We start from the raw sequence: 24,075 nt of genomic DNA, 5'->3' as shown, positions 1-24,075 counted from the left end.
TGTCCTTCCTATGCGGGGTGGGTTTGCGACGGGGTTTGCGACGGAGTTTGGACCGCCGCTTGCGCGGTCTGGCGCGCGCCCAAGTAAGCGTCGATGGCTTGTTGCCGGCCTTCGCGGCTGCGCAGCGCCTGTTCGTCCAGCGTGCCCACGATATGGCCGTGGCGCAGCACCCAGGCCTGCACGGCCAACTTGGCCGCCACGTGGAAACTCTGCTCGACCAGCAAGGCAGCAAGTTGCTGTTCGCGCTGGATCACGGCCAGCCGTTCGTACACCCGCACCACCAACAAAGGCGCCAGACCCAGCGACGGCTCGTCCAACAACAGCAGGCGCGGGCCGGACATCAGCCCGCGCCCAATCGCCAGCATCTGCTGTTCGCCGCCACTGAGCAGGCCAGCGGGCGCATTGCGCCGTCCGGCGATTTCGGGAAAGAAATCCATCACCATCTGTTCGCGGCGCGCCCGGGTGCGGGCGTCCACGAAGTACGAACCCAGGATCAGGTTTTCAGCCACGGTCAGATCCGTAACGATGGCGCGCCCTTCCGGCACATACACGATGCCCCGCCGAAAGCGCTGCGCGGCGGACAGGCCCGAGATGTCATGCCCGTCCAGCCGGATGCGGCCTTGCGATGGCTCAAGGCCCGCGATGGCACGCAGCGTGCTGGATTTGCCCGCGCCGTTGGCGCCCAGCAAGGCGACCACGGTGGCCGCCCCGACCGACAGGTCGATGCCATGCACCACCGGACCCGCGCCGTAGCGCACCGTCAGGCCGTCGACCTCAAGCAAGCTTGCCGGCGTGTCATTCATCGTCGTCTCCCAGATAGACGCGCACCACATCCGGGTTCAGCCGGATCTGCGCCGGCTCGCCGGAAGCCAGCAAACGGCCCACGTTCAACACATGAATGGTGTCGCAGACTTCCATGATCAGGTCCATGTCGTGCTCAACCACGACCAGCACCAGATCGGGCGCGCGCAGGCGTGTCAGTGCGGCGGACAGGTCGCTGGTCTCGATGGAATTCAGTCCGGCGGCCGGCTCATCCAGCAACAGCACGCGGGGCTTGCCGGCAATGGCGCGCGCAATCTCGGTCAGGCGCAACACGCCGGGTGGCAGTTGCGAGGGATAGGTGTCTGCCACGTCCGCCACGCCCAATCGCTCCAAGGCGGCCAAGGCGCGATCCCGGTTGTGGGCGCGTTCCGCCTTGCCGCGCGGCAAAGGCAGGAAGGCGTCGAGCCAACCGGCCGATGACTGCCTGTCCAGACCCACCATGACGTTCTCGGCCACGGTCAGTTCGGGGCACAGGGCCACGTGTTGAAAGCTGCGCGAAAAGCCCAGCGCGGCGCGCCCGCTGGGCGGCACGCCTTCCAGCCGCCGGCCTGCCAGACTGATGCTGCCCTGCTGCGGCGAATACAAACCCGTCAGGCAATTGAAGAAGCTGGTTTTGCCCGCGCCATTGGGGCCGATCAAGCCCGTGATTTCACCGGCCTTCAGTTGCAGCGCGATGTGTTGCAGTACCTGGATGCCGCCAAACGACAGCGACAGGTCTTCCACGATCAGCGCCTCGCCGGCCGCCATGGCGTGTGCGTTCATGGATTGCCTCCGTGCAGTCTGGCGCGCATTTCGGCGGGCAAGGCATTGAAGCCCAGCACCACGATGAGCAGCGCGGAGCCATACAGAATCGGCACCCAGTCGCCCGCCCCCGCCAGCAGCAAGGGCATCATCGTCAGGAACAGACCGCCCAGCAAACTGCCTAGCACCGCCAGCGAATACAGGCTGACCACCGACCCGACCAGCAGGAAGATCGACGTCCATAAGGTGAAGCTGTTGGGCGACACCGTGGACGAACTGAACGACAGCATGGCGCCGGCGATGGCGGCAATGGCGCCGCTCAAGGCCATGCATGACAGCCGCGCCCAACTGCGGCGCACGCCGAATGATTCGGCCGCGTGCGGCGACGTGCGGATCAACAGCAAGGCCATCGCCTGGCGCGAGCGCCGGAACTGGCGCAGCAGCAGCGCCACCAACACCAGCCCCGCAAGCGGGAGGTAGTAGCGCTGGGTTTCCTTGGCCAGCCCAGGCAGCGCGTCCAGCTTCACGTACAGGCCTTCATAGCCGCCGGTCACCGATGAAAAGTGCAGCAGCACTTCGGGCAAGGCCAGGGCCAGCGCCATCGTGGCCACCGCCAGATAGATGCCTGACAAAAACCGCGATGGGAAGGCGAAGGCCAGGCCCAGCACGGCGCCGGCTATCGCCGCCACCGGCAGGCTGGCCAGCAGCGACACGCCCAGGTATTTCTCCATCAAGGCCACCGTGTAAGCACCCGCCGCCACGAATACGCCGTGGCCGATGGAGACCTCGCCGGCATAGCGCACCAGAAAGCTCACCGACATGATCGCGATGGCATTGGCGAAGCACAGCCCCAGCGTGTAGGTCCAGTAGCCGCCCGCGGCCAGGGGCAAGAGCGCCAGCGCAAGCAGGCCCGCCACGCCAATCACCGAGGACCAACGGCGCATCGCGGATACCGGCTGGCTGCCCTGCGGCACCGACGCCGGCAAGGAACGGGTAGATAGCATCACACTAGACACGGGCACCTCCGCGTATGGCCAGCACGCCCTTGGGGAAGACGTTAAGCACCAGCAGGATCGTCAGCAGCAGATAGCTGTTGTTGAATTCGGCCGCCACGTAGAACGACAGCAGGTTCATGATGACGCCGATGAAGATGCCGCCCAGCACGGCGCCCGGCAGGCTGTTGAATCCGCCTACGACGGCTGCCGCGAAAGCTTGCAGCATGAATGAGGACACGCTGGTCGAGGACAAGAACGTAGTGGGCACGATCAGCAAGGACGCAACCAGGCCAAGCAAGCCGGCCACCACCCACGAAAACAGATGCACCCGGCGCAGGTTCAGGCCACACACGCGGCTGGCGAAGGGGTTGGCCGACACCGCCCGGAACGCGATGCCGATGCGCGTGCGTTCGATCAGCAGGTACAGCAGGCCGATGGCCACCGCGGTGGTGCCCAGCACGGCCAGGTCATACGCCGTGACGTGAACCGGGCCCATCTGCCCGCGCCAGGCAGGCAGCGGCAAATCCAGCGACACCACGTTCGAGCCGAACAGAAGCTGGGTTGCGCCCTGGGCGATCAGCCCCACGCCAAGGGTAGCGATGGTGCTGGTCAAGTCCGACTTGAAAACCAGCGGCGCAATCAGGAAGTAGCTGACCGCCATCACCGCCACCATGATGGCCAGCGTCAGCAGCACGGCGGCGCCCCAGGCCATGTTCGCGAAGAGCCCGGCCGTGAAGCCGAACACCAGGAACGCGGCCAGCCCCGCCAGGTTGCCATGCGCGAAGTTCACCACGTTGGAGCTTTTGTAGATCAGCACAATGCCGATCGCGCCCATGGCGTACAGGCAGCCGCTGACCATGCCCGCCCAGATCAAGCCGATCAGGTCATCCATGAGCGCGGCTCCTTGGCGGCAAGGCGTCGGCTGACGCTGCTTGGGAGGCTTGAGCTGCTTGGGAGGCTTGAGATTCGGCCTTGGCCGGGCCTCCGCCCTGGTCGATCAGTTCAATCACCGATGGGAAGTACCGCCCCGAATACCCCCCGCTGACGGCGGCGGCGTAGTACTGCCGGGCCAGCTCGGCCACATGAGCCGCCAGGCCCGATTGCGCGGCCAGTTCCAGCACATAGCCAAGGTCTTTCAAGACGTATTCGGGGGGAAAAGCCTTGTCGGGAAACTGGCGCGGCAACATCGCCTTGCGGCCATGGTTGCGCAGCACGAAGCTGTCGCCGGAACCCTTGGATACGGCGTCCAGCAGCACTTCCGGCTGCACGCCGGCGCGTTCGCCCAGCACCATCATTTCAGCCAGCGCAACGGTGTGCTCGAACACCAGCGCGTTGTTGATCAGCTTGACCACCTGGCCGCAGCCCACCTCGCCACAGCGCGTCACGTCTGATCCGATGTAGCGCAGCAGCGGTTCAACCCGCGTGTACAGCGCCTGGTCCGCGCCCACCATGATGCTGAGTTCGCCGCGCTGCGCCGCTTCGCGGGTGCGCGCCACCGGGGCATCCACAAAGGCCACGCCGCGCGCGGCAAGCTGCTCGGCCGTGCCCCGGGCGGACGCCACCGTGGTGGTGCTCAAGTCGACGATCACGGCGGGTCGGCGCACGCCGTCGGTGAGGCCGCCGGGCGCCACGCACACCTGCTCTACCTGGGGGCCGCCCGGCAGGGACAGGAACACCACGTCCGCCTGCGCCGCCACCGTGGCAACCGAATCCGCGCGGCGCGCGCCGGTGCCTTCCAGCAACTGGAACGCCTCGGCGTTCATGTCAAACGCGATGACTTCACCCGGGTGCTTCAGCGCCATGTTGCGGCACATCGGGCCGCCCATCACGCCTAGCCCGATAAAGCCGATCACGGGATGCTTGTCTGTTGTCATGGTGGCGTCCCTTGCCTTAGTCCATCCACATGCCGCCGCTGATATCCAGCGACGTGCCCGTGATCCAGTTGGAAGCCGGCGAACACAGGAACAGCGCCGCCTGCGCGATATCGTCGGGGTTGCCGTAGCGGCCCAGCGGCACCGTGCCGTTGGCCGACGGCGCGCCGCCCCCCGTGACGCTGGCCCACATGGCGGTCTCGACCGGGCCGGGCGCCAGCGTGTTGGCGTACACGCCATGGGGCGCGCCGGCCTTGGCGATCCAGCGCATCATGCCGTGCACGGCGGCCTTGGACGCCACGTAGGCCGGGCCCGAGGCCACGCCGCCGTTCTTGGCCGCAATCGACCCTGCCGCCAGGATCTTGCCAAAGCCCTGCTTGCACATCAGCGGGAATAATTTGCGCGCCGGGTTCACCACGCCGCGCACGTTGACGGACATCACCGCGTCCCATTCATCGTCCGTGCTGTCCGCCAGCGAGGTGCGGGCGATGATGCCGGCGCACAGCACCAGGATGTCCACCTTGCCGTAGTCCGCGATGATCTTGTCGATGACCTGGTCGGTTTCAGCGCGCGAGGTCACGTCGTAGCGGCGGTAGTCGATGCCGCCGCCGATCTCTTCCTGTTCGACCCGGTCCGTGGCGATGACCCGCGCGCCGGCCTCGCGAAACGCCTTGGAAATTGCGCGCCCCATGGCGCCCGCGCCGCCCGTGATCAACGCCACCTGGCCTTCAAGACTTGCGGGGCCGCTCATATGCTGTGCCATCTTCTCTTGTCTCCTGATCGTTTTTTTTAGGGATCGCGCTGGACGTCAGCGCAGCGTCGCGGTGGCGGACATCGCCAACTCTCCATCTGGCCCGCGCGCCCACAGCGCCAGCGAGCCATCTTCATTCGTATGCCCTTCCAAGCGGAACGGGCGCGACACGAACAAGGGGCTGACGCCACGGAATTCAAAGCTGGCCAGCGCCCGGCCGTCGCCATGCGCCAGCGCCAATTGCTGCAACAGCGTGGCCGTCAGCGGACCATGCACCACCAGGTCGGGATAGCCTTCTTCGTTGCGCGCATAGGCCTGGTCGTAATGGATGCGGTGGCCGTTGAAGGTCAGCGCCGAATAGCGGAACAGCAGCGTCGTGTCGGGGTGTACGTCATGGCCCCAGCGTGCCTGGCCCGCATAGGGTTCCGGGGCGGCGGCCGAGGTAGTGCCGGCGGGCGTGGCCTCGCGGTAGACGATGTCCTGCTCTTCCACGATGCAGTCCGCGCCGTCGCAAAGCGTGGTGTGCTCAACGGTCACGAACCACAACGATCCGCGCTTGCCCACCTTGTTCTCGACTTTCAGGATGCGGCTGCGCCGCGTCGCTTCCGAGCCGATCGGCAGGTCAGCCAGGTAGCGGACGCGGCTGCCCGCCCACATGCGGCGCGGCAATTCGATGGGGGGCAGAAAGCCGCCGCGCTGGGGATGACCGTCCGTGCCCAGGCCGCTGCGCCGCGCGGTCGGATTGAAGTACAGCCACTGCCAGCCCGGCGGCAGCGGTTCGCCGTCGCCGGGCGCACTGTCCAGATCCAGCGTGGCCGCCATGGCCTGCACCACCGTTGCGTCCAGGCGCTGCGTACGCGCCTCTACACGGCCTACCCATTCTTCGTATGCGTTGGTCACGCCTGCACTCCTAAGCTAGTTTTGCGTCGAACACGTCCGCCGGATAGGGCTTGAAGTCCCGCACCAGTTTGAAGCTGCCGCCGGACACCGCTTGAATGATCCCTTCCTGGCGCGCGCCCCGGTGGTCGCCCGCCTTGAAGGTGACCTGGCGCGCCCCGCCCACGGTTTCATTCGTCATCGTTTCCATCACGTCAACCAGGCTGGCGCGCGTCAAGGGCTTGCCGCTGGCCAAGAGCATCTGAAACCCCTTGGCGAACAAGGCGCCGTTGCTCCAGCCGTTCAGGCCGAAGACGCCGATGGGGTCGTTCGGGTACAGCTTGGCCACGGTCTCGCGATAGGCCTTGATATTGGCGTCGTCGGCGTCCACGGGCATCAGCCACGATGAAAAATACGCACCATCCAGCAAGCGACCGGCCAGCTTGTAGGTGGTGGGGTCCGCGGTGAAGAACGGCGCCATCCATTTGGCCTGGAACCCAAGACGGTCAGCGGTCTTCAAGGCAGCGGCCAGATTGGCGTTGGACCCGAACAGGATCACCACATCCGCTTTGGCGTTGGCGATGCGGCGGATATGCGGCGTGAAGTCGGTGCTGCGCACTTCAAACGGAATCGATTCGGCGGCCTGCTTCTTGTTCGCCGCCATCAACAGGTCAAAGCCGCGCTTGGCCGAGCGACCCAGTTCGTCGTTTTCCCAAAGCAGCGCCACGCGGCCGGCGCCCAGGCCGTTGAACGCATAGTCCAGGTTGGACGCTGCCGACCAGCCGTAGTCGGGCAACAGTGGAAACACCAGCCGTTCCGCGAACAGCGCGGTCGCCCCGCCGATCGGGCCAATCATCGGCAGGCCCACTTCCTTGGCATAGGGAATGACCGCCACGGACTGCGCCGTGCCCACCGGCGCGGCCAAGGCAAAGATCTTGTTCTCTTCCACCAGGCGACGCGTCACGGCCACGCTGCGGGCCGGTTCATAACCATCGTCATACGTGATCGATTTGATCTTCCAGCCGTTCAACATGTCGGTGTCGTTGACCCACTGGAAGCAGGCGTCGGCCGCGCGGGAAAGAATCGCGTAGAACGGCACCGGCCCGGTAATGGGCGTGAAAGCCCCCACCGTGACCGTCTTGCTGGCCACGTCGATACCCGGGGAAACCGATTGGGATTGCGCGCGCGCCCAGCCTGGAAGCGAGATCGAGGCTGCCGCGGCACAGCCGGAAAGAAAAGTCCTTCTGAGCACGGTGATGTCTCCTGGTTGTTCTTCGATTGCCGCTGTCTGCTGCGCGACTAAGAATGCATTCTATATCTTTAACGGACCGACAAAATACGGGCTTTCCCTAAACAAAATAGATTTATTGCTCAAACTTTACCCATATAGAATGCATTCTTTTATCAAAACAGCCGGAGACACCATGCCTACCCCCCCTCTCGCGGGCCGCAGAATCATTGAACTGGGCACCATGCTTGCCGCGCCCTTCGCTTCCCACATCCTGGCGCAGCTGGGCGCCGAGGTCATCAAGGTGGAACCGCCGCGCGGCGACCCCACGCGCAGCCTGGTTCGCGGCGGGCCCAGCGGCACATTCATCGCTTATAGCCATGGCAAGAAAAGCGTCTGCATCGACCTGGCCCATCCTGACGGCCATGCCGCCTTCCTGAAAATCCTACGGACGGCCGATGCGCTGGTCCATAACCTGGCGCCCAAGGCCGCGCGCAAACTGAAACTGACGCGCGCCGACTGCCAGGCAGTCAACCCGCAATTGATCTACTGCCATATCCGTGGCTACGCCCACGGCCCGCAGGAAGACGATTTGGCCTCGAACCCCGTTGCCGAAGCATCAACCGGCGTCATGGAAGCCAACCGCGTCAACGGCCGCCCCAGCCGCCTGGGCCCCTCGTACCACGACCAGTTTGCAGGCGCCTATGCCGTCATCGGCATGCTGGCGGCCATGCTGCAACCCAAGACGGCAAGCGAAGGCGGCCACGTCGAAATCGGCTTGTATGAAACCGGCCTGCATGTGGCGTCGCGCGATCTTTGCGGGGTGCAACTGAAGACGCAGTTGCTGGGCCGCCCGGAACGGGAGCCGCATGGCGAATTCAGCATGCCGGGCTATGGCGCGTACCAGACGTCGGACGAACGCTGGATGTACCTGTTGATGCTTACCGACGCACATTGGTTGAAGTTCTGCCAGGCATTGGCATTGCCGCAGGCCGACGATGCGTCGCTGGCTGCGTTGAAAGACAGGAAGAAGGCGCGCGAGCGGGTGGAAGACATCGTCAAGACCGCCGTGGGCGCGCTTCGCTTCGATGAATTGGCGGCCCGATTGAAGGCCGCGGGCGTGGGCTGCACGGAAGTGCTGCCCTTGGAGCGCGTGCTGGATGCCGAGCAGGCGCGCCAGCCGGGCAAGCTGCGCGACGTCCGCTACCGCGACCTGAGCTTCGACGTGCCTGAATTTCCGCGACTGGACAGCAGTAATGATGGTGTCCAGACCCTGCCCCCGCCCGATCTGGGGGAGCACACGCTGGACGTGCTCTCAACGGCAGGCTTGTCGCCGGAAGAATGCAAGACCTTGTTGGAAAGCGGCGCGGTGTCCACCATCCGCGCCGGTGATTTTGCCTGGGCGCCGGTGCGTCGACAGGCGTGAACAAAACAGGGCGCACAGAAAGCACAACGCGCCCGACAATAACCAAGGAGACGGAAAATGCAACGGATCAATAGGATGTCGGGCCTGATCAAGGCCATGTTGGCGGGCTTGATGTGTGCGGCCGTGGGATCGGCCGCCGCCGCTTACCCGGAAAAGCCCATCCGTCTGGTGGTGGGTTTTCCGCCAAGCGGCGGCGCGGACTTCGTGGCACGCGAAGTGGCGCAGCGCTTGGGCCAGGCGCTGAACACCAGCGTGGTGGTCGACAACAAGGCAGGCGCCAACGGCACCATCGCCGCCGCCGAAGTGGCCCGCGCACCGGCGGACGGCTACACGCTGCTGCTGGGCGTCACGGCGTCTCAATCCATCAGCCCCGCCCTGTCGCCCAAGCTGCCTTACGACCCGCAGCGCGATTTCACGCCCATCACCGAAATCGGCTACACGCCACTGGTGCTGGTTGTGAATCCCAAACTACCCGTCAAGACGCTCAAGGAATTCCTGAGCTATGCCAAGGCCAGCAGAACACCCGTCCCGTACGGGTCCGCCGGCATCGGCAACATTACCCACATGACGGCCGAACTGTTCGTGCAATCGTCCGGCGTATCCAACTTCCAGCACGTGCCCTACAAGGGCAGCAGCCAAGTCATGACCGACCTGATCGGCGGGCGCGTGGACGCCTATTTCGACACCCTGCCCTCATCACTGCCGTTCATACAAAGCGGCCAGGTGCGGGCGCTGGCGGTCACGAGCGCGGTGCGTGCCGGCACGGCCAAGGACATCCCGACGGTGCAAGAAGCTGGGGTGCCAGGGTTTCAGACCACCACGTGGTTCGGTGTGCTGGCGCCCCCGAACTTGAACGCGGCCGTGACAAAGCGCTTGTACGAAGCCCTGCACAACAGCTTGAACACGCCTGAAGCGCGGCAAGCATTGGTGGCGCGTGGCGTGGAGCCGGTGCTGGATTCCCCCGCCCAGTTCACGGCGGAACGACGCGCCGATCTTCAGCGTTGGCGTGACGTGGCCCAAAAAGCCAACATCAAGCTGGACTAAGCCGATACCGCAGCGCCGCAATGCCGGCAAACCCGCGCGTCGCGCAGAATCCGCCCGGCGCAGTGCGGGCATTCCGTATGGGTCGGCAATACCGGTTCACGTGCATGGGCCGATCGGTCGGCAATGGCAAACAGAAACGCGCCGGCCAAGGGCGGGCTGATCAGGCAGGCCAGTATCGTCCAGCCGATGCGCTTGCGGCCCCGGCCGGCGGCCAAGCCGCCCACCACCAGGGCCAGGACGATCCAAAGGAGAATAAGCAGAAACATATTGCGATGGTAAACCGCGATAGCCTGCCGCGACGCGCTATCCGGGGCTTTCAAGGTCAGCGGTCAGACTCGCTCCCGCGCCCAAATTTTTCCCAAATACCGCTTTTGAACCCCGCACCAACGCCATCAACAAGAGTAATCTGCAAATTCGCCTGCAACCAAAAAGGAAGCGCATATGAATAAGATCTCTTCGACATGGCGTAGGACCACGGTGGCGGTGACGCTGGGCGTGGCGAGTGTGATGTTCGCGGGTTGCACAACAACCACCCCCGCCGACAAGGCCACGTCGGCCGAAAAGCGGCAAGAGCTGAACGCCGCCGCCAACGCCACGCTGACCAAGCTGTACGAGGGCTCGCCGCAATCCAGGCAGTTGGTGGAACGCGCGCGCGGCGTGCTGGTATTTCCGGACGTGCTTAGCGCCAGCTTCATCGTAGGCGCGCAACACGGCACCGGGGTGCTGCGGGTGAAAGGGCAAGACACGGGCTACTACAGCATCAGTGGTGGGTCGATCGGCTTTCAAGCCGGCGCCCAATCCAAAGCCATGGTGCTGTTGTTCATGACGGATGACGCCCTTGCCAAGTTCCGCGCCAGCAGCGGTTGGACCATCGGCGCCGACGCCTCCGTGGCCGTGGCCAATGTGGGCGCCAATGGCACCATTGATTCCAACACCGCCCAGCAGCCTATCGTGGGCTTCGTGTTGAACAACGGCGGCTTGATGGCCGGTGTGTCGGTGGACGGCAACAAGATCTCGCCGACAACGCTGTAATCCTCTGCCCCCTCGGGGCCGGCCGGTCGCTGCTTCACAGCATGGGCCGGTCCCCACATCCTGACCTCGGCGCGGCGCTGCCGCCCGTGGTCAGGACAACATAGGCGCCATATCAGGGTCGCCTTTTTTCATGGCGTGGCGATACGCATCGCGGGCGCCAATGCGCTGTAGGTACGTCAGGATGTTCGGATACGGCGACAAGTCGTAGGGATAGAACAGGCGCATCGTGGTCAGCGAAAACACAACAATGATGTCGGCGGCGGTCAGGACATTACCGGTCAGGTAATCGGTCTTGCCCAACTGTTTGTCGACCAGCGCCAAGGCTTGCTGGCGCCGCGCATCAGCGAACTGCACGGCGGGTTTGTCGGCGGGCACCTCGGCGCGGGCCAGCACCATGCAACGCATCAGGCTGGGTTGCAGTGAGCCGTTGGCGAAGTGGAACCAATACAGGTAGTTGGCATAGTCCGGGCTGGTGGGCGGCACCGTCAGGCGGCCGTCGCCGTAGCGGGTCAACAGGTATTCCACGATGGCGGTGGATTCGGCCAGCACCACGTCGCCGTCCGTAATGATGGGCGCGGTGCCCAGCGGGTGCAGCGCCTTGTACTCAGGCGGCGCCAGCCGCGTGACCGGATCGCGGTCATAGACCTTCAGGTTGTACGGGATGGCAAGTTCCTCGCACAGCCACACGATGCGTTCGGACTGCGATTTTCCAAGATGATGCACGGTCAGCATGAGCTTCCTTTATCGATAGGTAGGCCGGCGTGAGTACGCCCGCACTGCGACCTCGCCACTCTACGCCGCTTTACCGCGCCGAACAGCCAAGCGTATTCAGTCGGACACCGCCCTTTACGGATAGATACATAACGCCGGTAATCAGCAATTACCAAATGCAATCCGCGTGCTAATTTAAGCGCCCGTGGCCGCCCTTGCCCGTGGCGGACGTTCTTAGCCAACCATTCATGACCATGCAAAACACGCCTGATCGCGACTTGAACACCGCACTGCACAGCACCCAAAGCACGCGCACGCGGCTTTCCCGGATTCTTCCCCTGGCGTTCGGGCTGGCGTTGGCCGCGGCTTCGCCGATGCAGGCGGCGCACGCTGAGACCATCCGCGCCCATGGAGCTGCGCAGCAAGCCGCGCCGCAGCAGGCGGCCCCGCAGCAAGCAGGCCAGGCCACCCCGCAAGCGGGTTCAACGGGACTGGCGCCGGTCACCAAGACCGAAATCAAGAGCCAGACCGCCTACGAACGCCTGTTGAACAACAGCGGCGTCAGCGTGCAGTGGCTGTGGTCGGCCGAACGTGGCCACCTGAATGCGAAGGACGTGAACGACGTCGTGCGCATCGATGGCACGCAGGCCAATTTTGAAGGCACGTTGAAGATCAACGGTGAAATCGTGTCGATCGACAAAGACCGCTTCACCTTTCGCGGCACGATCCTGATTCTTGACGCCCCCGACAAAGGCCGCCGCTGCGAACGCACGGGCGACTACGAGTTTCGGGCCACCGGCAAGCGCAAGTACTGGCGCCTGCAGCAAATGGAAAGCTGCGACCGTTTGACGGATTACGTGGATATTTTTTATTGATTGGTGATGTGGGCCACACGTTAGGATGCTGCATTGAGATCTGCGCAGGCACCGCACCCCCACAAGGAGACCCCACATGATCAACGACCTAGACAAAAAACACCTGACCCGCTGCATCGAGCTGGCCAAGCGCGCGTTGGAGCTGGGCGATCAGCCCTTTGGTTCCGTGCTGGTGTCCGCCAATGGCGAGGTGCTGTTCGAAGACCATAACCACGTCTCGGGCGGCGATCACACCCAGCATCCTGAATTTGAAATTGCCCGTTGGGCCGCCAACCACGTACCGGCGGCGGAGCGCGCGTCTTGCACTGTCTATACCTCGGGTGAGCACTGCGCGATGTGTTCGGCGGCGCATGGCTGGGTGGGGCTGGGACGCATTGTGTATGCGGCGTCTTCGAAGCAGTATGCGCAGTGGATGAAGGAATGGGGCGTGGCGCCGTCTCGCGTAAAAACGTTGGCGATTCAAGACGTTATTGATGGGGTGACGGTTGATGGCCCCGTGCCGGAGTTCGCGGAGCAGATCAAGCTGGTGCATCAAGAGAACGTGCGGCGCCGGGCGTAGCTTCGACCGTGGGTTTTATCCCGGCACAGAATCGCTATCCAAACCACGACAGGACTTCCCGGCATGCCCTCGAACAGCGTTAAATGGATTGTCAGCATCGTCTTCGGACTGATTATCGGCAGAGTCAGCTACGGCGTGCTGCTGCCGATTTTCATGGCCTTGAGCCCGGGCGAGCAAAGCACCGCCTTGGCGGATTCCAACACGATGATCGTGGTCGGTCTGGTCGTCTGGCTTGTCGTCACCGTCATCGCCAGCCTCATGCTGGCGCGCATTCCCAACCTGCGCCGCTTGATCGGCTGGGGTTGCATCGTGCTGGGCGTGGCCTTGGTGCTGACTATTCCCGCCACGCTGCTGACGATGGACATCGGTACGCAGAACGCCTCCGCCGCGGATACGCGCGATGCCAACACCGCCCTCTTCTTCTGGGCGCTTATTTTTGGCCTGCCCTATGTCGGCGGCGGGCTGGCGCTGACAATTCTGGGCACGGTGCTGGTGCGCAAGAATCCGGCCACCAAAGACCCCGTCCTTAACTAATCCCCGAATCTGCCGTTGTTAGAAGATTGCGGCCCCCCGCATGCGCCATGCGCAGCCGGCATGGGTTCGCCTTTCCTTGAACCCACCTGCGTAGCGCATGACCTCATCCCCCAACACCATCGACACCCATCTCGCGCGTCGCGCGGAAATTCGGCAACTGCTGCAAAGCGGCCAGTTTGATGCACTGGACGCCATCCTGGAACCCGCCGCCTTGCGGTGGCTGGACAGCAAGGGAGAGTCCTTCGGGTACCGGTGGTTGTTGGATGAAATCCGCGATCCGCAACTGTCTGCCGCCGACAACCTTGCCCGCCTGCGCGCCTGGCGCGACGCGCGGCCTGCGTCGTATCACGCGCATCTTGCCTACGGCAACCAGTGGGAGACCATAGCCAGCAACATCCGCAGCAGCACCACCGCTGACTACGTGGACGATGAGCAATGGGTAGGCGCGATGATGGCTCGCGACCATGCCGTGGCCGCGTTCCTGCAAGCCATGGCCTTGCACGAGCGGCCGGCGGTGGCCGTGCAGCGGACCATGCGCGTCTGCGCGTACCTGGGCGAACCTGAATGGCTGGCGGGCTTGGCCACCGCCGCACCGGCCACACCCCAAACCTCGCTCCCACTTGCCCCCCCGGCCTCGCACGACGCGCTACAGGCGCACTGGCCCGCCGAGATTTGGGAACAAGGCCTGAGCCTGCTGGCCGAACACAGCGGCATGGGCCTGGCCGAGCTGCCCGCCTCGTTGCCACCCGGCCTGCCCGCGCGTCAGGCTGGCGATGACGACGATCCCAAGACCTATTGGCTGCGCACCGCGCTTGCCCTGCGTCCGAATGATGTGGGCGCGCTAAGCGCGTACCTGTACTTCCTGTATCCGCGTTGGGGCGGCAGCCACGCCGCGATGGACGCGTTCATCAACGGCCCCGTATGCGCCGGCCTGACCGAGGCCGAGCGCGATGAACTGCGGTTCCATAAGGAATTCGATTACCTGGGCTACACCGCCTTTCATCCGGAACCGGATGACGACGAGCAGATCGACGTGTTCCTCCAGGCGTTCGAACAATGGCTGACCTTGCAGCTTTCCGCCGGGCAGCGCGCCGTGGCCCTGTGTCACTACGCCAACTTCGAAACCACGCGCGCCCGCCACGTCGATGAAGACGGCGAGGTGCATTGGGATGCCGCGCTGCTGCAACACGCCTACGATCTGCTGACGCAAGTCTGCGCGACGGCCCCCGCCGATGTCGACCTGACGGACGAGGCCTACCCCGGCACGCTGTTCACCTTGCAGGCGTGCCTGTGGTTCAAGGGCATGCCCGACACGCAGGGCTTGTTCCGCCAGATTCTGCTGCGCGGCGCGCGCTGGGGGGATGATGTGGAAGCCGTGCTGCTGGCGGCAGTGGGCAGCCAGTTCGGCCTGTTTGGCTTGCAGGTCGGCGAGCTTGATACCCAGGCGCTGCTGGAACGCGGCTTTGCGTTGGACCGCGAAGCCCGCGAGTTCAACCTGCCGCAGTTGGGCCGCAACCTGTGGGGCGACGTATCGCCCGACGCCGCGTTGTTCCTGTGGCAGGAAGGCGCCGCGCGTGGGCGCTCGGATGCGCTGATGTCGCTAAGCGAACTGTATGCGGGCAAGATCGACGCCGACTACGCCGACATCGACAAGACCGCCGCGCGCGACTGGCTCACGCGCGCCGCCGAAGCCGGTCATCTGGTGGCCCGCAACAACCTGGCCTATGCCGCCATCGACGAAGGCCGCGACATTCCAACGGGCGAATACCAGACGTACCGGCTCTGGCTGGAAAACAACTGGAAGGTGGCCGATCGCGGTTCCCGCATGGAAGCGATGGCCGCCCGCAACCTGAGCTGGTTGATGCTGATGCACAGCGGGTCGGATGAAGACCAGCGCACCGCCCTGGACCGCGTGCTGCCCTGGCTGTGGGACCAAAGCGACGAGGGCGACCGCGAAACCGCCGCGCGCAGCTACGCCATCGCATTCCTGGAAGGACGCGGCTGCGAGCCCAATGCCTATCTGGCCAAGGTGTGGATTGCGCGCGCCTGCACGCTGTCGCCCGACAACGAATACTTGCAGCGCTTAAGCGGCGAAATCAATGATGACAGTGGCTGGTTTGGCGGCTGGCGCTTGCGGCGGCGCATGGAACAGGCCCGCACAAACGTGGACGCGCGGGGTCGCGAGCTGACGTTTGGGCGGGGCGAAGCGGACGCCTGAGCCTTGGTTTGTTCGCTTAGCTTGCCGGCGCGCACGCCGCGTCCCATTGCAGCATCAGTTGCGTAATCGCGGCGTCGAACACGGGGTACCGCACGCCGTCCCGGGCCGCGAGCGACACGCCCAACAGAAAGCTGTTGAACAAGGTACCCAGCACTTTGGCGTCCGTCGTCGCCGCAAGCTCGCCGCTGGCAATGCCGCGTTCCACGCAGCGGATAAAGCCCGAATGCGTGCGCTGGCGCGATGCCGCCAAGGGCTTGGCGACGGCGGCATGTTCAGGGGTGGGCGCGCTCATGACGCCCAGCGCCACCATGCAGCCTTTAGGGTGAGTGCGCTCGCACTGCATCTTCGCCGACCGGCGCAGCGCCAGTTCGATGGCGGTTTTGGGGGGAATATTGTCGTCCCACAGGCTATCGTTCACGCGGGCATAGGTGTCCAGATAGCGTTGAACGGCTTCCGCATACAGCGCCTCTTTCGACCCGAACGCCGCATAAAAACTGGGCGCTGAAATACCCCCGCCGATGCCGGCCTTCAACTGGCTGAGCGACGTCGCTTCATAGCCCTGCTCCCAAAACAGATGCAACGCCTGGTCGATCGCCTGCTCGCGGTCAAACGCGCGCGGCCTGCCCATTTGCGCCATTACGGTCTCCCTATTTTCGAACGCGACATCAATACTAATCGATACAAAAGTCGTTGACAACGCGAAAGCGTCCGCCTTACATTTGTACTGATCGGTATATAAAGCGGCCAATCTTTGCGCTCATCCACCGCGCATGGCCCGCCGCGTATATCGATCCGGCTACCTCTACCAAAGGACTTTTGCGTGAATCACTCAACAACTTCAACCGGGCAGCCCGCGTCTGACCGCCTGCCTGTCTCCGCGCTGCTGGCGCTGGCCATGACCGGCTTTCTTTGCATCGTTACCGAAACCCTGCCCGCCGGGCTGTTGCCGCAGATCAGCGCCGGCCTGGATGTCAGCCAGGCCTTGGCCGGGCAGATGGTGACGGCTTATGCGCTGGGTTCCTTGCTGGCGGCCATTCCGCTGACGATCGCCACCCGTGGCTGGCGCCGCCGCAACGTGTTGCTGATGACGATCATCGGCTTTCTTCTCTTTAATTCCGCCACGGCGCTATCGACGAACTACGGGCTGACCTTGGTGGCGCGCTTCTTCGCGGGCATGGCGGCGGGGCTGGCCTGGAGCCTGCTGGCAGGCTACGCGCGGCGCATGGTCGCCCCCTGGCAACAAGGGCGGGCGATGGCGTTGGCGATGGTGGGCACGCCAATCGCGCTGTCTCTCGGCGTGCCGCTGGGCACGTTGCTGGGGGCCACGGTGGGATGGCGCATGGCGTTCTGGATCATGTCGGCGATGACGCTGGCGCTGGTTGTCTGGGTACTGGCCAAGGTGCCTGACTACCCGGGGCAGTCTGCCCATGAACGCATGCCGCTGCGCCGGGTCTACACAACACCGGGTGTGCGGCCCGTGCTGGCGGTGGTGGTGGCGTGGATGCTGGCGCACAACATTCTGTACACCTACATTGCCCCCTTTGTGGCCCCCGTCGGCTTGTCTGAACGGGTGGACCTGGTGCTGCTGGTCTTTGGCATGGCAGCGCTTGCCGGCATCTGGATCACGGGCAAATTGGTCGATCACCATTTGCGCCTGACGGTGCTGACCAGCCTGGCCGCATTTGCCGCCACGGCACTGGTCTTTGCCCTGGCGCCTGCCAACCCCGCCGTGATCTACCTGGGCGTGGCGGTCTGGGGCATCAGCTTCGGCGGGGCCGCCACCTTGTTGCAAACGGCGTTGGCCGATGCGGCCGGTAGCGGCGCAGACGTCGCGCTGTCGATGAACGTGGTGGCGTGGAATGGCGCGATCGCCGGCGCCGGCGTGGCGGGCGGCATGCTGCTTGAGGCCTGGGGCGTAGGGGCGTTTCCGTGGGCGCTGCTTGTGCTGATCGCCCTGGCGTTCGCGATGGCGTGGTCGGCGCGCGCGCATGCGTTCCGGCCCGGATTACGGACCTCGGGCATGGCTGCCGTGGGGCATTGACCTCGCGCAGCGAGGGCGCGGGAGAGGCAAGGCGCGCGGCCGGAGAATCCTGGGTGGTCACGTCACTTGCAGTTTGATACGTTTCATCACCGGGCTGCCCGTCCCCGTCAGGCGACACAAGTACAATTCCGGCCACTTCCTGCTACCCGTACGCAACCCGTCCGCCTTCCCCATGTCCAGCCTCATCGTCCACGGTGGCACGCCCCTGCGCGGCCGCATCATTCCTTCGGCCAACAAGAACGCCGTGCTGCCCATTCTGTGCGCCACGCTCTTGACCGACCAGCCCTTGACGCTGCATGGCGTGCCGGACATTACCGATGTGCGGAAGATTCTCGACATCTTCCGCACGCTGGGCAGCGAGGTGAAGCTGGATGAATCCACGCGCACGCTGAACCTGCATCACCGCAACACCACGTTCGACGCCACGCAGCACCGGCTGCCGGAAGAGATGCGCTCGTCGATCATGCTGGTGCCGCCGCTGTTGGCGCGCTTTGGAATCGCGCGGCTTGAAGACAACGTCAAGGGTTGCACGCTAGGCGTGCGCGAGATTGATCCGCACGTGGACATCTTCCGCTCGTTCGGGGGTGAAGTGGAACGCGCCAGCGGGTCTTTGCTGGTGCGCAGCAGCGGCACGTTGAAGGCCACGCATCACTGGCTGGATTACGCCTCGGTCACCACCACCGAAAACTTCGTGCTGTGCGCGGCGGCGGCCGAAGGGGAATCGTCATTGACCAATGCGGCGTCCGAGCCGCACGTGCAGGAATTCTGCCGCTTCATGGCAATGATGGGCGCCGACATTGATGGCATCGGCACGTCGCGCCTGACGGTGCGCGGCGGTGCGCGGCTGGGCGGCGGTGAATTCACTTTTGAAGAAGACTTCCACGAGATCACGACCTTCCTCGCTCTGGGCGCGATCACGGGTGGCGATGTGGTGGTGCGCAACCGCACGCCGGGCAACTTCCCGCTGATCGACCGCACCTTCGCCAAGTTCGGCGTCACGATCGAGCACAAGGACGGCTGGTCGCGCGCGTTGCGCTCGGGCCCGCTGAAGGTGCAGACGCCCTTCACCAGCAACGTGCTGACCAAGGTGGAAGCCGCGCCGTGGCCGTACTTTCCGGTGGACCTGCTGCCGATCTTCATTGCGCTGGGCGTGTGCGCCGAGGGCAATGCGATGTTCTGGAACAAGGTCTATGACGGCGCGCTGGGCTGGACGGGCGAACTGACGAAGTTCGGCGCGCACGTGTTCTCGTCGGACCCGCACCGCGTGGTGACGTTCGGCGGCATGCCGCTGACGCCGGCCGTGGTGGAAAGCCCTTACATCATCCGCGTGGCGATCGCGCTGTTCATGGTGGCCAGCAGCATCAAGGGCCGCTCGGAAATCCGCAACGCGACGCCGATCCGCCGCGCGCATCCGCAGTTTGTGGAAAACCTGCGCAGCCTGGGCGTGCAGGTCGAATGGACTAGCGAGGAGTAAGGGCCGCCGCGCGGTTCAGGAATTCCAGCACCGCCAGATACGACCCCTCGTTGCCCGCCGCGTTCGCGGCCGGCGTGCCGCCCGCGTCCAGCAGCAAGCCCGACATCGCATGCGGCTTGCTGATCAGCGTGGCGGGCAGATAGGGGTAATGCACGTGGTGCCCCGCCCCCATGCACACGTGGTGAAACGTGGGCAGGCCATGCGCCTGGCGCTGGCGCATCACCATTTCGGAATACGCCGTGCTGGGCCAGAAGCCGTCGTCGGACGCGCTGATCAGCATGATCGGGCCGGGATAGTTTTCCACCGGAATGCGCGCGCGTTCAACGGCCGCGGCATCGCGCGTGGCGCTCAGGAAAGCGTGGGTTTGCCGATACGGCGGCTCGGACGCATAGGCCGCTTCCCAGTCGGCGCTGGCGTTGTCTTGCCACAGATGCGGCAAGGGTTCGCCATTCTTGGTCCATACCTGGGCGTCGCGGCCGGTGCCGGGTGACCCCGCGCTGACCACGCCATGCATGACGGGCGACGGCACATAGGCGGCCACCGCGCTGACCAGTTCGGGATACTGCGAGGCCACCAGCAAGGAGGTCTCGCCGCCCCGGCTGATGCCCGACAAGGCCACGAAGCCATCGCGCGGCGCCAGCTCGGCGTGCGCCCACCGCAGTGCGTGTTCGAAGTATTCCAGCGGCATGTCGTTCAGGTACTTGGGCCGGCCATCGTAGTTAAAGATGGCAAGCGCCAGGCACTGGAAGCCGCGTGCGGCGAACAGCGCGGCGCGGGGTGCGTTGACCCCGCCTGACGAGCCGTTCATGTAGATCACCAGCGGATGCGGGCCGGGTCCAGCGGGCGTATAGAGTTCGCCGGACACGGTCATGCCGCCGACCTGCTCGCGCACCGCGCGGTGCGTGACGCCCTCTTCCAAAAATTCCTGCACCAGCCGCGCCGACACGCTGCGCACGCCGTCCGTGGCCTCGATTTGAATAACCAGCGGTTCGGTGCGATCGGGCGGAAACACCACGCGGCTCATGTCTTCGCACACCATGGACCAGACGATGCCCATGGCCGCGGGCTCGGCGTAGCTGCCCGAAACGGGGCTGTCGCGGCCCAGGTCAAGGCTGCCGTCATGGCCAGCCACGAACACGGCTTGCGAGCGCCACGGCGCGCCGCACATCTGCATGCTGGCGGTGACGGTGATGAAGGCGTAGGCCGGAAAGCCGTCGATGCGGATGTCGCGGGCGACATCGATCAGGGCAAATTCCGGGGTGACGCTAATGTGAGCTTGGTCGGTCACGGGGTGTCCTTAGGCTTTCAGGTCGGTCTTGGGCACGCCGTTGGCCTTGATGACCTGGGCCCACATGGCGGATTCGTCGGCGATGACCTTGTCCAGGTCGGCCGACGAGGTGAATTCCACGGCCACGCCCTGCTCGGCGAATTGCTGGATCAGGCCGGGGTCGCGTGTGCCTTCGCGCACGGCGTTCTCAAGCACCGACACCACGTTCGCCGGCATGGCGGCCGGGCCCGAAATCATCATGCGCGTGTACAGCTCAAAGTCGTCGACGCCGGCCTCTTTCATGGTGGGCACGTCCGGCAGGCTGGTCAGGCGCTTGTCGGCGGTGACGGCCAGCGCCAGCAGCTTGCCCGACTTGATGTTGGGCAAGGCCGATGTGGGAAAGTCGAAGCTGCTTTGCACGGTGCCGGCCATCAGATCCAGCAGCGCGGGGCCGCTGCCCTTGTAGGGCACGTCCTGGAATTGCGTGCCGGTCTTGGACTGGAAATGCAGCAGCGCCAGGTGGTTGATGACGCCACGCCCCGCATGGGCGCAGGTGATGTCGCCGGGTTTTTTCTTGGCCAGCGCAATGAATTCCTGCACGTTCTTCACGCCCAGCTCGGGATTCACGATCAGCAGCATGGGCGATTTGCCCATGGAACCCAGTTGCTTGAAATCAGACGGTTGGTAAGGCAGGTTGTTGTACAGCAAGGGATTCAGAATCATGCCGTTGGTGCCGGCAAAGCCCAGCGTGTAGCCGTCTGGTTCGGCGCGCGCCACCGCCACGGTGGCGATGATGGCCTGCCCGCCCGGCCGGTTTTCCACGACGACGTTGTACTTGAGCGTCTTGCCCATGCGTTCGGCCAAGGCGCGGGCGGCGATGTCGGTCAGGCCGCCCGGGGCAAAGCCCACCAGCAGGCGCACGGGCCGCGTCGGAAACGTGTTCTGCGCCCAGGCGGTGCGCGCGGTCAGTGAGGTCAAGGAGAGCAAGGAAGCGGGCAGCGCGGCAAGCGCGCCCAGGGCATGGCGGCGGGACAATCTCATGGGGGGTTCTCCGGCAAGGCGCACAGGCCGCGCGCCGAACGGCAGCGGTCAAGTGTCGGTATTCTGTATTCGATCGCTTGTCGCCACCATTTAGGGAAATCCCGAAAGCACGCAACAAAAAAAATGCCGGCATCGCTGCCGGCATTGCTTTCCTGCGGTCCCTACAGGGCGCGCTACTTGAAATCCGCCCCCGGGTCGTCACCGCCATAAGTGCTAGTGCCGTAGGACGTATCCACCTCGATCTTCACCTTGGTGGCGTCGACCTGGGCTTCGTCGCTCTTGTAGTGCATCACCAGGCCCGGGAACGCCAACACCGCCGCCACCATGGCCAACTGGATGACGATGAACGGGATGGAGCCGCGGTAGATCTGGCCCGTGGTGACGGGTTCGATCATCTTGCCCGTGACCTTGTCCTTGTACCTGTCCTTGGGCGCGACCGATCTTAAGTAGAACAGCGCAAAGCCGAATGGCGGATGCATGAACGAGGTCTGCATGTTCACCGCCAGCAGCACGCCGAACCAGATCAGGTCGATGCCCAGCTTGTCGGCCACCGGGCCCAGCAGCGGCACGATGATGAACGCCAGTTCAAAGAAGTCCAGGAAGAAGGCCAGCACGAAGGTCAGCACGCTGACGGCGATCAGGAAGCCCATTTCGCCGCCGGGCAGGCTGACCAGCAGGTGTTCCACCCACAGGTCGCCGTTGACGCCACGGAAGGTCAAGCCGAACACCGTCGAGCCCACCAGGATGAACACCACGAAGGTGGACAGCTTGGTGGTGGTGTCCATGGCCTGCTTCATCAGCTTCAACGTCAGCCGGCCCCGGATCATGGCCATGAGGATGGCGCCCACGGCACCCATGGCGCCGCCTTCGGTGGGCGTAGCCACGCCGATGAAGATCGTGCCCAGCACCAGGAAGATCAGGAACAGCGGCGGGATCATCACGAAGGTGACGCGCTCGGCCAGGGCCGACAGCATGCCCATCTTGAAGATCTTGTTGGTGCCGGCAATGATGAAGGCGGTGAGGCCCCAGATCAGCAGCGACAGCACGATCTGCTCGTCCACCGGCGCCGTATCGGCTTCGATGTACTGGCCGACGAAGTACGCGGACAGCGCCGAGATCACCATCAGCACCAGCAGCGAACGCCCGCCGCGCGTGCCGTTGGCTTCACGGAACGAACGCGCCTCTTCGGGCAGCGCGGGCGCCGAGTTGGGCTTCAGGTACGACATGATGACGACGAACACCACATACGTGCCCGCCAACAGGAAGCCGGGCACGATGGCGCCACGGTACATGTCGCCGATGGAACGGCCCAACTGGTCGGCCAGGATGATCAGCACGAGCGACGGCGGGATGATCTGCGACAGCGTGCCGGACGCGGCGATGATGCCGCTGGCCAGCCTGCGGTCGTAGCCGTAGCGCAGCATGATGGGCAAGGAAATCAGGCCCATCGAGATCACCGATGCCGACACCACGCCCGTGGTGGCCGCCAGCATGGCGCCCACGAAGACCACGGCAATCGCCAGGCCGCCGCGCACGGTGCCGAACAACTGGCCGATGGTTTCCAGCAGGTCCTCGGCCATGCCTGATCTTTCCAGCACCAGCCCCATGAGGGTAAAGAATGGCACCGCCAGCAAGGTGTCGTTGGCGATGATGCCGAAGATGCGTTGCGGCAGCGCCTGGAACAGCGCCACGTTCAAGAGGCCCAGTTCAATGCCGACCAGTGCGAAGAGTATGCCGTTGGCCGCCAGGGCGAAAGCCACGGGAAAGCCCATCAACAGGAACACCACCAGCGTGGCGAACATGATGGGGGCCATGTTTGCAGTCAAGAATTCCATGGTCAGCGTCCGTCCTGTCCGTTCTGGTCGCGAGCGCCGTCTGGCTTGCTCCCGCCTTGCGCCGCCAGGGCGCGTTCTTCGCGCAGGCGCGCCTCTTCGGCGATTTCCAGCGCCAGCGCTTCTTCAGCGGAAATTTCGCTGGGTCGCTCGCCGGGATCGGGGCACTTGCCCATCAGGAAACCCACGCACTTGATCAGGTGCGACAAGCCGGCCAGCACCAGCAAGGCGAAGCCCACCGGAATCAGCAGCTTCACGGGCCAGCGCACCAGGCCGCCGGTATTGGACGACTGCTCGTTGGTCAGGTACGAATCCATGAACACCGGCCACGACAGGTAGGTGATGAGCAGGCAAGCGGGCATCAGGAAGAAGATGACGCCGAAGATGTCGATGTAGATCTGCTTGCGACGCGGCAGGCGGGACGACAGCACGTCCACGCGCACGTGTTCGTTGCGCAGCAGCGTGTAGCCGGCGGCCAAAAGGAAGATGGCGCCGAACAGGTACCACTGCAATTCCAGCCAGCCGTTGGAGCTGACCTGGAAGACCTTGCGCACAATGGCGTTGCCGGCGCTGACCACGACGACGACCAGCGTCAGCCACGTCACGCACCGGCCGACCACCGTGTTGATCGCATCGATCAAACGGGATAGGGCTAATAGGGCATTCATGTTGGATATCCGGACTGGCGCGGGGCTTGGCGCGCAGTCAATGTGCAACGAGAAGAGAGGAGAAAACCA

Annotated in this window: 24 protein-coding genes; 9 read left to right on the top strand and 15 right to left on the bottom strand. The window is 64.5% G+C overall.

Annotation, left to right across the window (positions count from 1 at the left end):
- Nucleotides 1–8: 8 nt before the first annotated feature.
- The 8 genes from M2361_RS04845 to M2361_RS04810 are packed head-to-tail and all read right to left on the bottom strand — an operon-like array spanning nt 9 to nt 7,308.
- Nucleotides 9–803 (bottom strand): ABC transporter ATP-binding protein, encoded by a 795-nt coding sequence (locus tag M2361_RS04845; protein ID WP_259246524.1) that lies wholly within the window; start codon nt 801–803, stop codon nt 9–11.
- Nucleotides 796–1,584 carry an ABC transporter ATP-binding protein gene (locus M2361_RS04840; protein ID WP_259246522.1) on the bottom strand — a complete coding sequence of 263 codons (789 nt, stop codon included), beginning with the start codon at nt 1,582–1,584 and terminating at the stop codon, nt 796–798. The genes M2361_RS04845 and M2361_RS04840 overlap by 8 nt, the downstream gene beginning before the upstream one ends.
- Nucleotides 1,581–2,579, bottom strand: coding sequence for a branched-chain amino acid ABC transporter permease (locus M2361_RS04835; protein WP_259246519.1), 999 nt, complete (start codon nt 2,577–2,579; stop codon nt 1,581–1,583). Before M2361_RS04835 ends, M2361_RS04840 begins: the two co-directional genes overlap by 4 nt.
- Nucleotides 2,572–3,450, bottom strand: coding sequence for a branched-chain amino acid ABC transporter permease (locus M2361_RS04830; protein ID WP_259246517.1), 879 nt, complete (start codon nt 3,448–3,450; stop codon nt 2,572–2,574). The genes M2361_RS04835 and M2361_RS04830 overlap by 8 nt, the downstream gene beginning before the upstream one ends.
- A complete protein-coding gene (locus tag M2361_RS04825; RefSeq protein ID WP_259246515.1) occupies nt 3,443–4,432 on the bottom strand; it encodes an NAD(P)-dependent oxidoreductase in 990 nt (329 codons plus the stop codon). Before M2361_RS04825 ends, M2361_RS04830 begins: the two co-directional genes overlap by 8 nt.
- A gap of 16 nt (nt 4,433–4,448) precedes the next feature.
- Entirely contained in the window at nt 4,449–5,192 is a 744-nt protein-coding gene (locus M2361_RS04820) for an SDR family NAD(P)-dependent oxidoreductase (protein WP_259246511.1), read from the bottom strand.
- Between the two features lie 45 nt (nt 5,193–5,237).
- Complete coding sequence (locus tag M2361_RS04815) at nt 5,238–6,080, bottom strand: MaoC family dehydratase N-terminal domain-containing protein (RefSeq protein WP_259246509.1); 843 nt, start codon at nt 6,078–6,080, stop codon at nt 5,238–5,240.
- A 10-nt stretch (nt 6,081–6,090) separates the two neighbouring features.
- The gene (locus M2361_RS04810) at nt 6,091–7,308 is read right to left on the bottom strand and encodes an ABC transporter substrate-binding protein (protein ID WP_259246508.1); all 1,218 of its coding nucleotides are present in this window, start codon (nt 7,306–7,308) and stop codon (nt 6,091–6,093) included.
- Between the two features lie 172 nt (nt 7,309–7,480).
- Here M2361_RS04810 and M2361_RS04805 point away from each other — a divergent pair, with 172 nt between their 5' ends.
- Nucleotides 7,481–8,710, top strand: a complete 1,230-nt coding sequence (locus M2361_RS04805; protein WP_259246506.1) for a CaiB/BaiF CoA-transferase family protein — start codon at nt 7,481–7,483, stop codon at nt 8,708–8,710.
- 57 nt (nt 8,711–8,767) lie between these two features.
- Nucleotides 8,768–9,754 (top strand): tripartite tricarboxylate transporter substrate binding protein, encoded by a 987-nt coding sequence (locus tag M2361_RS04800; protein ID WP_259246504.1) that lies wholly within the window; start codon nt 8,768–8,770, stop codon nt 9,752–9,754.
- On the opposite strand, the gene M2361_RS04795 is transcribed toward M2361_RS04800, so the two are convergent.
- On the bottom strand, nt 9,751–10,020 hold the full coding sequence (locus tag M2361_RS04795; RefSeq protein ID WP_259246502.1) for a hypothetical protein: 270 nt from the start codon (nt 10,018–10,020) through the stop codon (nt 9,751–9,753). The genes M2361_RS04800 and M2361_RS04795 overlap by 4 nt on opposite strands.
- 175 nt (nt 10,021–10,195) lie before the next feature.
- Here M2361_RS04795 and M2361_RS04790 point away from each other — a divergent pair, with 175 nt between their 5' ends.
- Nucleotides 10,196–10,786: a YSC84-related protein gene (locus M2361_RS04790; protein WP_100856158.1), complete on the top strand. Its 591-nt coding sequence runs from the start codon at nt 10,196–10,198 to the stop codon at nt 10,784–10,786.
- Between the two features lie 90 nt (nt 10,787–10,876).
- On the opposite strand, the gene M2361_RS04785 is transcribed toward M2361_RS04790, so the two are convergent.
- Entirely contained in the window at nt 10,877–11,518 is a 642-nt protein-coding gene (locus tag M2361_RS04785) for a glutathione S-transferase family protein (protein WP_259246500.1), read from the bottom strand.
- 227 nt (nt 11,519–11,745) lie between these two features.
- Here M2361_RS04785 and M2361_RS04780 point away from each other — a divergent pair, with 227 nt between their 5' ends.
- The 4 genes from M2361_RS04780 to M2361_RS04765 all read left to right on the top strand — a co-directional run bounded on the left by M2361_RS04780 (nt 11,746) and on the right by M2361_RS04765 (nt 15,683).
- On the top strand, nt 11,746–12,372 hold the full coding sequence (locus M2361_RS04780) for a hypothetical protein (RefSeq protein ID WP_259246497.1): 627 nt from the start codon (nt 11,746–11,748) through the stop codon (nt 12,370–12,372).
- Between the two features lie 76 nt (nt 12,373–12,448).
- Nucleotides 12,449–12,931, top strand: coding sequence for a nucleoside deaminase (locus M2361_RS04775; protein WP_259246496.1), 483 nt, complete (start codon nt 12,449–12,451; stop codon nt 12,929–12,931).
- A 63-nt stretch (nt 12,932–12,994) separates the two neighbouring features.
- Entirely contained in the window at nt 12,995–13,465 is a 471-nt protein-coding gene (locus M2361_RS04770) for a hypothetical protein (RefSeq protein ID WP_259246495.1), read from the top strand.
- Between the two features lie 97 nt (nt 13,466–13,562).
- Nucleotides 13,563–15,683, top strand: a complete 2,121-nt coding sequence (locus M2361_RS04765; protein WP_259246494.1) for a DUF4034 domain-containing protein — start codon at nt 13,563–13,565, stop codon at nt 15,681–15,683.
- A gap of 16 nt (nt 15,684–15,699) precedes the next feature.
- On the opposite strand, the gene M2361_RS04760 is transcribed toward M2361_RS04765, so the two are convergent.
- Nucleotides 15,700–16,320 carry a TetR/AcrR family transcriptional regulator gene (locus M2361_RS04760; protein WP_259246493.1) on the bottom strand — a complete coding sequence of 207 codons (621 nt, stop codon included), beginning with the start codon at nt 16,318–16,320 and terminating at the stop codon, nt 15,700–15,702.
- A 258-nt stretch (nt 16,321–16,578) separates the two neighbouring features.
- Here M2361_RS04760 and M2361_RS04755 point away from each other — a divergent pair, with 258 nt between their 5' ends.
- Entirely contained in the window at nt 16,579–17,724 is a 1,146-nt protein-coding gene (locus M2361_RS04755; protein ID WP_259249240.1) for an MFS transporter, read from the top strand.
- Between the two features lie 172 nt (nt 17,725–17,896).
- The gene (locus M2361_RS04750) at nt 17,897–19,198 is read left to right on the top strand and encodes a UDP-N-acetylglucosamine 1-carboxyvinyltransferase (protein WP_259246491.1); all 1,302 of its coding nucleotides are present in this window, start codon (nt 17,897–17,899) and stop codon (nt 19,196–19,198) included.
- Here the strand turns inward: M2361_RS04750 and M2361_RS04745 are convergent.
- The 4 genes from M2361_RS04745 to M2361_RS04730 form a co-directional block, all read right to left on the bottom strand.
- Entirely contained in the window at nt 19,185–20,486 is a 1,302-nt protein-coding gene (locus M2361_RS04745; protein WP_259246490.1) for an acyl-CoA thioester hydrolase/BAAT C-terminal domain-containing protein, read from the bottom strand. The genes M2361_RS04750 and M2361_RS04745 overlap by 14 nt on opposite strands.
- Before the next feature lie 9 nt (nt 20,487–20,495).
- Nucleotides 20,496–21,506, bottom strand: coding sequence for a tripartite tricarboxylate transporter substrate binding protein (locus M2361_RS04740; protein WP_259246488.1), 1,011 nt, complete (start codon nt 21,504–21,506; stop codon nt 20,496–20,498).
- A gap of 173 nt (nt 21,507–21,679) precedes the next feature.
- Nucleotides 21,680–23,341: a TRAP transporter large permease subunit gene (locus M2361_RS04735; RefSeq protein WP_259246485.1), complete on the bottom strand. Its 1,662-nt coding sequence runs from the start codon at nt 23,339–23,341 to the stop codon at nt 21,680–21,682.
- 2 nt (nt 23,342–23,343) lie between these two features.
- The gene (locus M2361_RS04730; RefSeq protein WP_259246483.1) at nt 23,344–24,006 is read right to left on the bottom strand and encodes a TRAP transporter small permease subunit; all 663 of its coding nucleotides are present in this window, start codon (nt 24,004–24,006) and stop codon (nt 23,344–23,346) included.
- Nucleotides 24,007–24,075 lie beyond the last annotated feature (69 nt).

The organism is Achromobacter sp. JUb104 (assembly GCF_024806975.1).
GTDB lineage: Bacteria > Pseudomonadota > Gammaproteobacteria > Burkholderiales > Burkholderiaceae_B > Achromobacter > Achromobacter spanius.
The sequence above is the reverse complement of the archived record's forward strand: the minus strand, read 5'-3'. Positions and strand labels throughout refer to the sequence as shown.

What these genes read in the sequence shown, in the direction of transcription:
- M2361_RS04845 (WP_259246524.1), bottom strand. Translation starts at nt 803, where the DNA reads ATGAATGACACGCCGGCAAGCTTGCTTGAGGTCGACGGCCTGACGGTG.
- M2361_RS04840 (WP_259246522.1), bottom strand. Translation starts at nt 1,584, where the DNA reads ATGAACGCACACGCCATGGCGGCCGGCGAGGCGCTGATCGTGGAAGAC.
- M2361_RS04830 (WP_259246517.1), bottom strand. Translation starts at nt 3,450, where the DNA reads ATGGATGACCTGATCGGCTTGATCTGGGCGGGCATGGTCAGCGGCTGC.
- M2361_RS04825 (WP_259246515.1), bottom strand. Translation starts at nt 4,432, where the DNA reads ATGACAACAGACAAGCATCCCGTGATCGGCTTTATCGGGCTAGGCGTG.
- M2361_RS04820 (WP_259246511.1), bottom strand. Translation starts at nt 5,192, where the DNA reads ATGGCACAGCATATGAGCGGCCCCGCAAGTCTTGAAGGCCAGGTGGCG.
- M2361_RS04805 (WP_259246506.1), top strand. Translation starts at nt 7,481, where the DNA reads ATGCCTACCCCCCCTCTCGCGGGCCGCAGAATCATTGAACTGGGCACC.
- M2361_RS04800 (WP_259246504.1), top strand. Translation starts at nt 8,768, where the DNA reads ATGCAACGGATCAATAGGATGTCGGGCCTGATCAAGGCCATGTTGGCG.
- M2361_RS04795 (WP_259246502.1), bottom strand. Translation starts at nt 10,020, where the DNA reads ATGTTTCTGCTTATTCTCCTTTGGATCGTCCTGGCCCTGGTGGTGGGC.
- M2361_RS04790 (WP_100856158.1), top strand. Translation starts at nt 10,196, where the DNA reads ATGAATAAGATCTCTTCGACATGGCGTAGGACCACGGTGGCGGTGACG.
- M2361_RS04785 (WP_259246500.1), bottom strand. Translation starts at nt 11,518, where the DNA reads ATGCTGACCGTGCATCATCTTGGAAAATCGCAGTCCGAACGCATCGTG.
- M2361_RS04780 (WP_259246497.1), top strand. Translation starts at nt 11,746, where the DNA reads ATGACCATGCAAAACACGCCTGATCGCGACTTGAACACCGCACTGCAC.
- M2361_RS04775 (WP_259246496.1), top strand. Translation starts at nt 12,449, where the DNA reads ATGATCAACGACCTAGACAAAAAACACCTGACCCGCTGCATCGAGCTG.
- M2361_RS04770 (WP_259246495.1), top strand. Translation starts at nt 12,995, where the DNA reads ATGCCCTCGAACAGCGTTAAATGGATTGTCAGCATCGTCTTCGGACTG.
- M2361_RS04765 (WP_259246494.1), top strand. Translation starts at nt 13,563, where the DNA reads ATGACCTCATCCCCCAACACCATCGACACCCATCTCGCGCGTCGCGCG.
- M2361_RS04760 (WP_259246493.1), bottom strand. Translation starts at nt 16,320, where the DNA reads ATGGCGCAAATGGGCAGGCCGCGCGCGTTTGACCGCGAGCAGGCGATC.
- M2361_RS04755 (WP_259249240.1), top strand. Translation starts at nt 16,579, where the DNA reads ATGACCGGCTTTCTTTGCATCGTTACCGAAACCCTGCCCGCCGGGCTG.
- M2361_RS04750 (WP_259246491.1), top strand. Translation starts at nt 17,897, where the DNA reads ATGTCCAGCCTCATCGTCCACGGTGGCACGCCCCTGCGCGGCCGCATC.
- M2361_RS04740 (WP_259246488.1), bottom strand. Translation starts at nt 21,506, where the DNA reads ATGAGATTGTCCCGCCGCCATGCCCTGGGCGCGCTTGCCGCGCTGCCC.
- M2361_RS04735 (WP_259246485.1), bottom strand. Translation starts at nt 23,341, where the DNA reads ATGGAATTCTTGACTGCAAACATGGCCCCCATCATGTTCGCCACGCTG.
- M2361_RS04730 (WP_259246483.1), bottom strand. Translation starts at nt 24,006, where the DNA reads ATGAATGCCCTATTAGCCCTATCCCGTTTGATCGATGCGATCAACACG.